This window comes from Amycolatopsis sp. NPDC051716, from assembly GCF_040681595.1.
Classification (GTDB): domain Bacteria; phylum Actinomycetota; class Actinomycetes; order Mycobacteriales; family Pseudonocardiaceae; genus Amycolatopsis.
Map to the genome: position 1 here is coordinate 129,253 of NZ_JBFAZA010000008.1, position 12,296 is coordinate 141,548.

The 12,296-nt window shown below is 70.2% G+C and carries 13 protein-coding genes; 3 read left to right on the plus strand and 10 right to left on the minus strand.

Annotated features, from left to right (window positions below):
* Positions 1–12 precede the first annotated feature (12 nt).
* Positions 13–963 (plus strand): alpha/beta hydrolase, encoded by a 951-nt coding sequence (locus AB0M30_RS13195; RefSeq protein ID WP_364583588.1) that lies wholly within the window; start codon positions 13–15, stop codon positions 961–963.
* Between the two features lie 68 nt (positions 964–1,031).
* A complete protein-coding gene (locus AB0M30_RS13200; RefSeq protein ID WP_364583591.1) occupies positions 1,032–1,979 on the plus strand; it encodes an NmrA/HSCARG family protein in 948 nt (315 codons plus the stop codon).
* Between the two features lie 57 nt (positions 1,980–2,036).
* Here AB0M30_RS13200 and AB0M30_RS13205 read toward each other — a convergent pair whose 3' ends face one another.
* From AB0M30_RS13205 to AB0M30_RS13235, 7 genes are all read right to left on the minus strand, one after another.
* Positions 2,037–3,014, minus strand: a complete 978-nt coding sequence (locus AB0M30_RS13205) for a phosphotransferase (RefSeq protein ID WP_364583594.1) — start codon at positions 3,012–3,014, stop codon at positions 2,037–2,039.
* A 50-nt stretch (positions 3,015–3,064) separates the two neighbouring features.
* A complete protein-coding gene (locus tag AB0M30_RS13210) occupies positions 3,065–4,708 on the minus strand; it encodes an MFS transporter (RefSeq protein ID WP_364583596.1) in 1,644 nt (547 codons plus the stop codon).
* Positions 4,709–4,815: 107 nt separating this feature from the next.
* Positions 4,816–5,337 (minus strand): MarR family winged helix-turn-helix transcriptional regulator, encoded by a 522-nt coding sequence (locus AB0M30_RS13215; protein WP_364583598.1) that lies wholly within the window; start codon positions 5,335–5,337, stop codon positions 4,816–4,818.
* A gap of 72 nt (positions 5,338–5,409) precedes the next feature.
* Positions 5,410–5,868, minus strand: coding sequence for an SRPBCC family protein (locus AB0M30_RS13220; protein ID WP_364583600.1), 459 nt, complete (start codon positions 5,866–5,868; stop codon positions 5,410–5,412).
* Positions 5,869–5,949: 81 nt separating this feature from the next.
* Positions 5,950–6,978 carry a hypothetical protein gene (locus tag AB0M30_RS13225; protein ID WP_364583603.1) on the minus strand — a complete coding sequence of 343 codons (1,029 nt, stop codon included), beginning with the start codon at positions 6,976–6,978 and terminating at the stop codon, positions 5,950–5,952.
* A 28-nt stretch (positions 6,979–7,006) separates the two neighbouring features.
* Positions 7,007–7,561 carry a sigma-70 family RNA polymerase sigma factor gene (locus AB0M30_RS13230; RefSeq protein ID WP_103343098.1) on the minus strand — a complete coding sequence of 185 codons (555 nt, stop codon included), beginning with the start codon at positions 7,559–7,561 and terminating at the stop codon, positions 7,007–7,009.
* 116 nt (positions 7,562–7,677) lie between these two features.
* Entirely contained in the window at positions 7,678–8,310 is a 633-nt protein-coding gene (locus AB0M30_RS13235; protein ID WP_364583606.1) for a TetR/AcrR family transcriptional regulator, read from the minus strand.
* Positions 8,311–8,476: 166 nt separating this feature from the next.
* Here AB0M30_RS13235 and AB0M30_RS13240 point away from each other — a divergent pair, with 166 nt between their 5' ends.
* A complete protein-coding gene (locus AB0M30_RS13240) occupies positions 8,477–9,328 on the plus strand; it encodes an NmrA family NAD(P)-binding protein (RefSeq protein ID WP_364583608.1) in 852 nt (283 codons plus the stop codon).
* Between the two features lie 183 nt (positions 9,329–9,511).
* Here AB0M30_RS13240 and AB0M30_RS13245 read toward each other — a convergent pair whose 3' ends face one another.
* The 3 genes from AB0M30_RS13245 to AB0M30_RS13255 form a co-directional block, all read right to left on the minus strand.
* Complete coding sequence (locus AB0M30_RS13245) at positions 9,512–10,927, minus strand: NAD(P)/FAD-dependent oxidoreductase (RefSeq protein ID WP_364583610.1); 1,416 nt, start codon at positions 10,925–10,927, stop codon at positions 9,512–9,514.
* A gap of 1 nt (position 10,928) precedes the next feature.
* A complete protein-coding gene (locus AB0M30_RS13250; protein ID WP_364583612.1) occupies positions 10,929–11,492 on the minus strand; it encodes a hypothetical protein in 564 nt (187 codons plus the stop codon).
* A 186-nt stretch (positions 11,493–11,678) separates the two neighbouring features.
* Positions 11,679–12,272 carry a TetR/AcrR family transcriptional regulator gene (locus AB0M30_RS13255; protein WP_364583613.1) on the minus strand — a complete coding sequence of 198 codons (594 nt, stop codon included), beginning with the start codon at positions 12,270–12,272 and terminating at the stop codon, positions 11,679–11,681.
* Between the last annotated feature and the right edge of the window lie 24 nt (positions 12,273–12,296).

The following is a 12,296-nucleotide window of genomic DNA, read 5'->3' on the forward strand; positions in this document are numbered from 1 at the left end:
AAGGCAGCGACCATGACACTCAGCTTGGACCCCGAAATCGCCGCGGCACTGGCCCCGATGGCCGGCGCGATGGCGGACGCCACACCGCCGGCCGTGGGCGACGTCGCCGCGCGCCGCGCCATGTGGGAGCCGATCATCGGAGCCGCGAGCACCGCCCAGCCGATCCCGGCCGACGTCGAGACGAGCGAGCACCACACGACCGCCGGCGACGGCGCGCGGATCACGATGCGCTGGTACACCAAGAAAGGCGCGACACCGGGCCCGGCCGTGCTGTTCTTCCACGGCGGCGGCTACATCTTCGGCCACATCGACCTGTTCGACGGCCCCGTCGCCCGTTACGTCTCCGCCAGCGGCGTGCCCATGCTGTCGGTCGAATACCGGCGAGCCCCCGAGCACCCCTACCCCACCCCGCTCGAAGACGCCTACGCCGCACTGCGCTGGCTGCACGAAACCGCCGCCGAACTGGGGGTCGACCCCGAGCGGATCGGCGTCATGGGCGACAGCGCCGGAGGCGGCATGGCCGCGGCCGTGTCGATCCTCGCCCGCGAGCGCGGCGGCCCGAAGATCGCCCGCCAGCTCCTGCTCATGCCGATGCTCGACGACCGCACCACCACCCCCGACCCGCACATCGCGCCCTTCGTGCTGTGGTCCTACGACGACAACCTCACCGCGTGGCCGGCCCTGCTCGGCGACGCGGCCGGCGGCCCCGACGTCCCCGCCACGGCGGCGCCGGCCCGGCTCGAAGACGCGACCGGTCTCCCGCCGGCCTACATCGAGGTCGGGCAGCTCGACGTCTTCCGCGACGAGGACATCGCCTACGCGACGAAGCTCAGCCGGGCCGGCGTGCCGGTGGAGTTCCACCTCCACCCCGGCGCACCGCACGAATTCGACTCCATCGCCTTCGGCTCCGACGTCGCCCGTCGCGCCATCGCCGACCGCATCCGAGTCCTCAAGGCGATCTGACCGTTCAGCCGGGATTTCGACCAGGCAAGTCGCCGCGAGAGTGCGGTGACATTTCAGAGGGAGTGTTCATGAGCGACAAGAAGATCATCGCGGTGCTGGGTTCGACGGGTGCGCAGGGCGGAGGTCTGGTCCGGGCGATTCTCGACGCTCCGGACGGTCCGTTCGCCGCCCGGGCCGTCACCAGGAACGCGGACTCGGCGAAGGCCCGCGCGTTGGCCGAGCGTGGCGCCGAGGTGGTGGAGGCGACCCTGGACGACGAGGAGTCGCTGCGCAAGGCGTTCGAGGGCGCCCACGGCGCCTACGTGGTGACCAACTTCTGGGAGTCCATGTCCGCCGACGTCGAACTGGCACAGGCCGCGAACGCCGCCCGTGCCGCGAAGGCGGCCGGGGTCGCCCACGTCGTCTGGTCCACTTTGGAGGACACCCGCGAGGTCATTCCCGTGTCCGCCGGGCGGGCCCCGGTGCTGCAGGACCGCTACACGGTCCCGCACTTCGACGTCAAAGCCGAGGCGGACGCGTTCTTCCGCGACTCGGGTGTCCCGACGACCTACCTGCGGAGCACTTTCTACTGGGAAGGATTCACCCAGGGCACCGGACCGAGGCGGGGCGAGGACGGAAGGCTCGTGCTCACCCTGCCGATGGGCGAGTCCAGGCTGGCGGGCATCGCGGCCGAAGACATCGGCCGCACCGCCTACGGAGTGTTCGCCGCCGGCGACAGGTATGTGGGTGAGACCGTGAGCATCGCGGGTGAACACCTGACCGGCGCCCAGTACGCCGCCGCGTTCGCCGACGCACTCGGTGAACCGGTCGACTACCGGCCGCTCACGCACGACCAGTTCCGCTCGATCGGCCTGCCCGCGGGTGACGAATTCGGCAACATGTTCCAGTTCTACGTCGAAGGCGAGCGTGCCTTCGTCGGTGCGCGCGACCTGGACGTGGTGCGGTCGCTCAACCCGCGCCTGCAGACCTTCCGGAGCTGGCTGACCGAGCACGTCGAAGCGGTCAAGCCCGCATGACCCCTACCGGCAGTACAGCGTTGGGGTCGTGGCCACTGTCGCGTCCATCAGATGCTCTCAGGGAAGCTGCGCCAGGGTCCGACCGATGTTTCGTTCCACGATCTCCAGCATGACCGGCCGATCCGGGAAATCACCGCCCAGGAGCCGCAACGGGCCTGCCACGAGCGACAGAGACAAGGCGAGGCGGTAGAAACGCAATCGGTCACCGTCCAGGTCGTCGCGGCGCAAAAAGGAGTACCTGGTCCCGAAGCGCAGCTCCAGGAACGCGTGCTCCCACTCGACATCGAAGAACATGGCACCCTCGATGTCGATCAGCACCGGCTCGTCATGGTCGTCCACCAAGACGTGATCGGGACCCAGCTCGCCGTGGATGAACCCGTACTCGGTACGGGGAGCCACCGCGGCATGTCGCTTCTGGAGAAGGTCGCGGAGCCGGTGTTCGACCGCCGCGATCCGATCGACGCGAGCCGCGGCCTCGGCAAGGTGGCCCAACGCGCGGCGCAGCACGATCTGCTCCACCGGACCGGTGCCACCGGCGCGGTCGGCGCCTGGGCGGCCGTATCGATCGCGCCGGCTGCCGTGCATCGCCCGAACCACGTCACCGAGGCGAGCCAACACCCGCCCGGCTCGCCGCGGGTCCGCTTCCCCCAGGGCTTCGAGCGTGCCACCACGAACGTCCTCCAGCACAGCCACCTCGCCCGCGAGCACACTCCTGCTGCGGTCCACCATCACCACCCGCGGAACCCGGACGGCGACCGAGGACAGGGCGGCATGAGCGGCTTCGAACAGCTCGAGACCACTGGCATGACCGAACGGATCGTTCTCCTCCTGCGACGCCGCATCCGGCCAGTAGTTCTCGTCGGCGTTCCACACGTAGGCGATGCTTGTCGTGCGGTCATCCAGCACCAGCCGGTAGACGCCTTTCTTGGAACCGCCACGCAGCCGTTCCACCGAGACCAGGTCACGCTCCCCGAACGCCGCTCGCACCACGCCGAGCAGCTCGACTTTGTCGAGCTGCGCCCGGATCCCGACCATTTCCGCAGCCTACAACCGAAGCCGTTGTCATGCCCGAGAGCCGGCTGCGCTCAAGGCCGTTCGTCCGCATCGGGTTCGGTGAACACATCCTGGTTTCGCCGTCGGCCCAGCATCGTCAACGCGATGAGGGCCGCCGCCGCGGCGGCGATGCCGCACACCAGATAGCCGATGGCGTAGGCGTGGGAAAGTGCGTGGAACGCGACGTCTTTGAGGGGGTTGAACGGGATCGGTGTGCCGTCGGGTCCCGGTACCGTCGCCGGGACGCCGTTCTGCCCGAGCGGGCCGGACTTCACCGCGTGGACGGCGGCTTCCACCGCCGGGCGCTGTGCGGCGGGGACGTGCTGCGGTGCGGCGTAGAAACTGTCCAATGCGGACTTGAGAGAAGGCGACGAGGCGATTTCGGCGTTGATCGCGTTCGCGGCGTTCGTCAGCGCGATCGCGCCCACGATGGCGGGCCCGAGCGTCAGGCCGCCGTCGCGCAACATGCTCGTCGCCCCGCTGGCCATGCCGGCTTTGGACGTCGGGACGCTGTTGACGGCCACGACGGTGATCGAGGTGACGGCCAGCTTGAACCCGGCGCCGACGACCAGCAGCGGAGCCGCGACCGCCCCGATGGAGAGGTTCGTGGCCGGAATGGCGGCGAGCACGAAGTCGCCGATCCCGATCAGCGCCATCCCGGTGCCGAGCACGACGCCGGGGCTGAAGCGCTCGACGACCCGGGTGCTGACCGGGAACAGCACCACGCCCATCACGTTCAGGCAGAAGAAGCCGAGGGACGTCGCGAGCGGGGTGTACTCCTGGATGGCCGACAGCCGGATGCTCGTCGCGTACGCGGTGCCCAGGTAGGCGAACATGCCGACGACGGTCACCACCGCGGAGACCGTGAACATCCGGTTGCCGAACAGGTCCAAGCGGATCAGGGGGCGGTCCACCCGGCGCTCGATCGCCACGAACAGCGCCATGAACACGACGGCCACGACGAACCCGCCGATCACCGGAACGCTGCCCCAGCCGTCCTCGGCTCCCTGGATCACCGCGTACAGCAACGCGAACAGGGAGATCGCGATGGTGATCTGGCCCGGCCAGTCCAGGGACCGGCCCACCGGCGCGGCGGAGTTCTGCGCACCCACCAGGGTGATCGCACAGCTGACCACCGCCAGGACAGCCATGGCGAGGAAGGCGTAGCGCCAACTCGCGTACTCACCACCCGAATGGGGAATGCGAGCCAGCAGGCCCGCCAGCACCGGGGAGATGAAACCGGCGCCGGTGAGGGCGGCGGCCCAGATCGAAATGGAGTGCGCACGCTGCCGGACGCTCTGTGTACCCGCGGCCAGCATCGCAATCGACGTCGGGAAGATCGCCGCGGCTCCGATGCCGGACACCACCTGACCGGTGATGAGCACGCCGGTGCCGCCGCTGGGTGTGAAGAAGCCGAGCAGGCCGCCCACGGCCATCAGCGCGGCGCCGGCGGCCAGCAGCCGCTTGCGGCCGAAGAGGTCGCCGACCACGCCGAAGGACAGCTCGAGCAGCGTCACCGGCACCAGGAAGGCGTCGGAGATCCAGGTCAGCGTCGTCGACGTGGTGTGGAGGTCCTGGTTGATGAAGCCGTTGATCACGGCCGGGATGGACAGGCCGATCTGGGCGATGGCGACGGCGGCGGCCGCGGCTACCAAGGTGCCGCGTCGGAGCTCCACTGGTGCAGCCGAGTCGGCGGGGACCACGGTATCACTCACGATTGTGAAGCAAACCACACCGAAAACCAGATGTACAGGTTTCCTGCCTATCGCCTGAAGGTGGGCTCCTACCGGGGTTTTCCGTCGACCGGGCGGGGTGGTGGGTCACTTTCGACCGGGCGCTCGAGCAACGCGCGACGGCACAGTTCCAGCGAGTGCTGCAGTTCGCCGGCCTGGCCGTCGGACAGCAGCGAGAGCATGTGGTCCTGCAACGCGGCCACCTGCGGCCGGAGCCCGTCGAGCAGCCGTTGCCCGGCGGGGGTCAGGGCGATGACGAGGCGGCGGCGGTCGGCGGGGTCGCGATGGCGCTCGATCAGCCCCCGGTTCAGCAGCGTGGTCACCATGTCGGCCATGCTCTGGTCGGTGACGAACGAGTGCCGGGCCAGGCGCGCGGCGGTGAGGTCGGGGTGGCGCTCGAGGACGGTCAGGGCGGTGTACTGCAGCGTCGTGATGTCCGCCGGACGGACGAGAGCGTCGAGTCCGGCGCGCACGGACAGCTCGACCTGCTTCACCAGGTACAGCAAAGTCGGCGGCGGCGTCGCCGGATCGCCCGAACCGGCCCCTTGCGCCTCGGTGTCACCAGTCTTCATGGTCAGCCAGGACCTCCCTGGACAACCATCGTAGGCGTCGGCCCGGACCCGGACGGCGCGCCGGCTTTCCGGTCACTGCTCCGGCGCGGAGCGAGTTCGTTCCAGCAAGGCCTTCAGAGCAGCCAGGTCCTTGCGGTTGGCGCGCCGCATCGCCGCGGTCATCAGCGGCGCGCTGATCGCCGAGAAGCCCTTCGGTTCGCCTCGGTTGCGCAATGTCATGTGCGTGCCGGTGTTCCCGCGTGCGGCGAAGGTGTAGGTCGTCTCCATCGGGAACGGGCCCTGGGCGGTGCGCATGACCAGCCGCTCACCGGGAACCAGCTCGACGATCTCGTAGGTGTAGGCCAGCCGCCGCCCGAGGAACCGCGCGACGAACGCGAGCCGGGAGCCCACGCCGAGCGGCGGCGGCGTCTCCCATTCCACGGATTCGATGTTGGCGTACCACTCCGGAGCGTGGGAGGGATCGATCGCGTACTCGGCGACCACCTCACGCGGAAGGCCGATCACGACCTCGGTCTGCACATCGACAGCCATGCCGGCCTCCTGCGCACGGACGGAACTATCCTGGGAGGGCCGAGATGATCTCGGCCCTCCCAGGATAGTTCGGTACGAAGATCAGATCTTGCCCGCGGCCACGTCGGCGAGGGTCACGCGGGAGGACTTGTAGTTCACCACATAGTGCTTGGACGGTTTCGCCGAGGTGATCTCCTCGCGGATCGGCAGGCCGTTGTCGGCGTTGATGATGAGGACGTCCGTACTGCCGTCCAGGATGGCGGGGGGCGTGGTGAGGGTCAGCGCGGCCTGGCCGTCGACGCTGGTCTTGCCGACGATCATGTCCGGGATGGTCGCGTACAGCTTCAGCGCGCCCGCGCGGACCTCCGCGTCGGCGGCGTTGGTGAACAGCGCGTGTTCGGCGTTGCTCCACAGGTGGTTGTTGATCAGGTTTTCCAGGTCCTTGCCCGTCGGACGCGGTTTGGGGGCGGGTACCGGCTTGCCGATCTTGCGCAACATCTCCGCGGTCTCCGCTTGGGCGTCCGCCCAGGCCTTGTCGGCCTCGGCGGGGCTCAGGCCGACGCCCAGGGCGTTGCCGGCCGCGGTGATCATCGCGATCCTGGCCTTCTCGACGTCGCCGTTCGCGGCGAGACGGGCCGCCGCCATCACCTTTCCGTCGTACGGCGTGGCAGGCTGGGCGTCGCCCTTGGCGACCGCGTCCACCAGGGTCTTCTCCGAGTCGCCCGTGAACTGCTCACCCTTGTCGGTGTAGATGGTGTAGTTGAGGTCCGGCTTGTTGTTCAGCCCGAACTTCGTGTTGACGATCAGCGACGCGTCTCCCGGCTGGGTGCCGGCCGCCTTGACCGCGGAGGCCAGCTTGACCAGTGGTGCCTCGACCGCCTGCGGTCCGCCGGCCGCCTGCGGTGCCGCGTCGGACGGGCCGGCCGGGACGCTGCCGCCGGAGGTAGCCAGCACCACAGCCGCCGCGACGGCCGCCGCGCCCACGGCGGCGACGCTGACCTTGGGCCAGGAGAGCCAGCGCTTCGGTCGCACGACCGTGGCCGCCGGTTCCGCCATCGCCGCCTGCAGTGCCGTGCGGGCACGGTCATAGGCCTCGGGACTCGGGGACGGCACGTCACGCAGATTCTTCATGAGATCCATTTCATCCATGGGTTGTCTTTCAGGTTGTCGGGACTCGCAGCAGCGCGACCACTTCGGGGGCTTCACGCAATGCCTTGCGCGCCTGGTGCAACAGGCGGCGGGCCGTGCCGGCCGGGATGTCGAGCACCCGCCCGGCCTCGGCGACGGTCAGGTCCTCCCAGGCGACCAGGCCCAGCACTTCCCGCTCTTCCGGTTTGAGCCGGGCCAGTGCCCGGCCCAGCAGTGCCTGCGTGTCCACGCGGGCATCCACCGCCGGCCAGGGATCCCAGTCGTTCGCCACGCCGGTCAAGTCCGACGCCGGCTCCTCGGCCGGTTCGGACCGCCAGTGCCGGCGCAGCCTGTTCAGCGCGACGCCGTACAACCAAGGCCTGGCTTCGGGATACGAACGGTCGTAGTTCGCACGGGACTCGTAAGCCGCCACCCACACATCGCCGAGCACGTCCTCGGCGGCCTGCCGCCCCACTCTGCGCGCCAGGTAGTTCCCGAGCGCGGTCTCGTGCCGGCTGATCACTTCCACGAAGGCATCGGTGTCCCCGCGCAGCGACCTACCGATCAGTTCCGCGTCTGACGACATGAAGCTCCTCGGGTTTCGCTTCGCCCTGACACCCCGTCTTTGCCAACGCGCGCGCAAAGCGTTCAGGCTCCGTCGCCCCATGACGAACATCGCTGGTCAGGCGACCGCCGGACGGTTCAGGCCGGCGGTCCGGCGTGGTCCTGGATGTGGGCGATCACGGTGTCCAAAGCGGCTTCGAGGGCGTCGGTGGTGTGCTGGGCCTGCGCGAGGACGAGGCCACCCTGAACCGCGGCCAACAGCGCGAGTGACAGCGCGGTGGCGTCGGCCTCCGGCGAGAGGACGCCGCCGTCGATCATGGCGGCCAGACCGGCGCGGATGGCTTCGGACCACGCCGTGAAGCTGCCGGCCAAGGCGTCGCGGGCCCACGGGTGATCGTCGGACAGCTCGCTGGACAGGCTGCCCAGCGGGCAGCCGCCGGTCCCGTGCTGCCGGCGAGCGGCGTCGATGACCACGTCACGCCACGACCGCAGTGCCGCGATGCTGTCGAGCTCGGCCAGCAGCGGTGCCTGGTGGGACAGGATCGCCTCGGACTGGAACGCGATGACCGCTCGCGTGAGGTCGTCCTTGTCGGCGAAGTAGTGGTAGATCTGCGACGAGCTGACCCCGGCGGCATCGCGCACCGCCGGGGTGCTGGTACCCGCCACGCCGTGGCGGTACATCAGGTCGGCCGCGGCGGCGACGATCCGCTCGCGCGTCGCGCGCCCCTTCGCTGTGCTGGGCGCCTCCTGCGGCACCACGCGAGCCGGCATCCGACCCTCCAGAACTGGATTTGACGATCCAATCCTAGCGTGGCTAGATCGGATAGCGCGATCCAGTTTGCCGAGAACCGTCCCTCGCGGCCGCCGGGCCGGGCTCACCGACCCGATGCGGGCCGCGTCGCCCCGCTCCGAACCTCCACCACCCGAAGGGGACACGATGATCCTGGTCACCGGCGCTACCGGCACGGTCGGCTCCGAAACCGTGCGGCTGCTGTCCGCGCGGCACCAGCCCGCGCGGGCGTTGGTCCGCGACCCGTCCCGCGTGGCGCACCGCGCCGGCCTCGCCGACGAGATCGAGGTCGTCACCGGCGATTTCGACCACCCGGACACGCTGGACGCGGCGCTGGCCGGCGTCGGCACCGTCATCCTGGTGAGCCCGGCCGTGCCCGCGCAGGAAATCGCGGTCGTCGACAGCGCCGTGCGAAACGGCGTGACGCACATTGTCAAGATCACCAGCAAGGCCTCGCCCGATTCCCCGGTCGACCGGCGGCGGGGACAGGCCCGGATCGAGGCGCACCTGGCCGCCACGGGCCTTCCGCACACGTTGCTGCGGTCCAACGCCTACCTGCAGAACCTGCTCGCCCTGGCGCCGTCGGTCCGGCAGACCCGGAACTTCACGATGTCGGCCGGCGACGGACAGATCGGGATGATCGACGCCAGGGACGTCGCGGCCGCCGCGACCCGGGTCGCCCTCGCACCGGCGGCCCACGCGGGCCGCACCTACCGGCTGACCGGGCCGGCCTTGATCACCTACGGCGACATCGCGAAGGAACTGTCCCGCACCCTCGGACACCACATCGAGTACCGCCGGATCAGTCCGGACGAGCATCGAGCCGCGATGCTCCGGGCCGGGCTCCCCGAGGCCGTGGCGACCTCGAACGCCCAGGCGTTCGGGCTGATCGCCGAAGGCGACGCGGCCTGGCTGACCGACGAAGTGGCGACCCTCACGGGCGCCGCACCGCGCAGTCCCCAGGCGTTCATCGCCGAGCACGCCGCGGCTTTCTCTTGAGCCGCAAGGGAGCCGGCCCCTACACCGCCGCCCGCCCGGTCGATCTCGAAGATCCGCTGCCCCGCGGGCATGAGCGCGGTGGTGCTCACCCCTTCGGCCGGCCAGTTCAGTGCCGCGCACGCCGGCGGGGAAAGAGGGCGCCCCGCCCCGCCGGATCGTGGCGGGGCCGGGGCGTCGGGCGGGTCAGCGGCCGTAGGCTTCGAGCAGCCGCAGCCACACCTCGCTGACGGTCGGAAACGCCGGGACCGCGTGCCAAAGCCGGTCCAGCGGCACCTCACCGACCACCGCGATCGTCGCCGCGTGCAGCATTTCCGCGACGTCCGGGCCGACGAGGGTGAACCCGACGAGCACCTTGCGGTCCTCGTCGACGACCATCCGGGCGTGTCCCCGGTAGCCCTCGGCGTGCACGGCGGAACCGGCGGTGGCGGCCAGGTCGTAGTCGACGACGCGGATCCGCAGTCCGGCGGCCTCGGCCTTGGCCGCCGTCAGACCCACCGAAGCGACTTCCGGGTCCGTGAACACGACCTGCGGCACCGCGCGCTCGTCGGCGGTCGCCGCGTGGCGGCCCCAAGGAGCGTCGTCGACGGGCTCCCCCTTCGCGCGCGCCACGATGACGTCGCCGACCGCGCGGGCCTGGTACTTGCCTTGGTGCGTGAGGAGAACACGCCGGTTGACGTCCCCGGCGGCGTAGAGCCAGCCGTCCGCTTCGAGTACCCGCATCGTGCTGTCGACCGCAAGCCAGGCACCCGGCTGCAGGCCGACGCTCTCCAGCCCGATGTCCTGGGTGTTCGGCGCGCGGCCGATCGCGACGAGCAGTTCGTCGGCGTCGAACTGCTCGCCGTCGGTGAGCGTGATCGACACCGTGCCGTCTTCGTTGCGCTTGACGGAGCCGGCCTCCGCGCCGATGCGGACCGAAACCCCCTTCTCCCGCAACGACTCCGCGACGCGTTCGCCGGCGAACGGCTCGTTGAGGTGCAGCACGCCGTCGCGGGCCAGCATCGTCACCGACGACCCCAGCTCGCTGAACGCGGTCGCCATCTCCGAAGCCACCACCCCGCCGCCGATGACGGCGAGCCGGCCCGGGACCTCCTTCGCCGCGACGGTTTCCCGGCTGGTCCACGGCTCGGCCGCACGGAGGCCGTCGATGTCCGGAACCAGTGCGCTGCTGCCGGTCGCGACGATCACCGCGTGCCGCGCGGTCAGCGTGGTGGTGGTGCCGTCGGCGCCGGTCACCTCGACGACCCGGGCTCCGGTGAGCCGGCCGTGGCCGCGGTACAGCGGGATGCCGGCCGACTCGAGCCACGACACCTGACCCTCGTCGTTCCAGTTCGAGGCGAAGGAGTCGCGACGCCGGAGCACCGCCGCCACGTCGAGCTCACCGGTCACGGCTTCCCGCGCGCCGGGCACCTGCCGGGCCGCGCGCAGCGCCGCCCCGCTGCGCAGCAACGCCTTGGTCGGCATGCACGCCCAGTAGGAGCACTCACCGCCGACCAGTTCGCGCTCGACGATCGCGGCGGTCAGGCCACCCCGCACCACCCGGTCGGCCGCGTTCTCCCCGACCGGGCCGGCCCCGATGACGACGACGTCGTACGTGCTCATGTCAGTTCGCCTTCGCGGCGCGACCGAGCCGGATCGCCGAGACGAGGAAGAAGACGCCGCCGAGCACGGCGTAACCGGCCACATTGGCCAGTGACGCGTTCGCCGCGGAGGCGCCGATGACGAAGCTCGCGCCGGCCAGCACGGAGATGCCGCCACTGAGGATCATCGGCCACTGGCCACCCATCTTGCGGCGGCGGACGCCGACGATCAGCTGGACCACCCCGGCCACGATCGCCCAGGCGCCCCACACCCGCAGCACTCCCGGCACACCGGACGCGGACGCGATCCCGATCCCGATGGCCGCGAGCAGGCTGATCGCCATGTTCACGTACAGCGCGGTCACCGACCCGCCGCCCTTGGACGAGCGGGCGTCCACGATGGCCGAACCCACGTCGAACAGCGGGTACAGGACGGCCAAGCCGATGCCGACCACTCCCAGGCCCGACTTGGTCGTCACGAAAATCAGGACCGCCCACACGATGGCGAACGCGAAGCGCACGAAGTACAGCCGGCGCAGAGCCGGGGCGAACCCACCTACGGCGGGCGAGTCGACAGTAGTCACCATGATCCTCTCGAGACGGCGGGGAACCTCCCCGACGAGACCGAACGTTCTATCTCACTTCAGCCTGGTCGGCGCGCCACGCGTTGTCAAGACAGAACGTTCTATCCGAATCCTTACGCGCGGGAAAGGACCGCGCCGATCGCCCACGGCGGCCGGCGGCACAGGTGCCGGCTCGGTTACGCCGATCGGCTACTTCGAGGCGGAGTCGATGCGGTGCCGCAGGATCCCGTCGACGCCTTGCAGGAACGTGTCGCCGACGCCGGCCGAGTCGGCCAGGCAACCCGAGACCATCGCGCCGTCGCGCAGCATGACGAAGTGCCGTCCCGCGAGCTCCGGCGGTGTGTCGCCGACCTGCGCGAGCAAGTCCGTGACGATGTTCAGGAACCACTCGCGGTGCGCGAGGACGGCTTGGTGCACGGGGTGCGTGGGATCCGGGTACTCCGCGACCGCGTTGAGGAACGCACAGCCGCGGAACTGGGCGGAGCGGATGCCGTCGGCGATCGATCCGGCGATGGCTCGCAGCTTGTCCGCGGCCGACAGGCCGCTGACCAGAACCTTGCCGAACCCTTCGCGCTCCATCTCGTGCACACCCTGCAGATACGCGACGACGAGATCTTCTTTGCCGGGGAAGTGCCGGTACAGCGTGGCGCGGGTGACCTGCGCCTCCGCGACGATCCGGTCGATCCCCACGGAGTGCAACCCCTCCGCGTAGAAGATCCGGGTGGCCGTCGCGAGCAGCCTCGACCGCGCTTCGGATACCTGGCCTCGGGTGTTGTGCACCATCCGCCCGAGTGTAACAGATAGAAC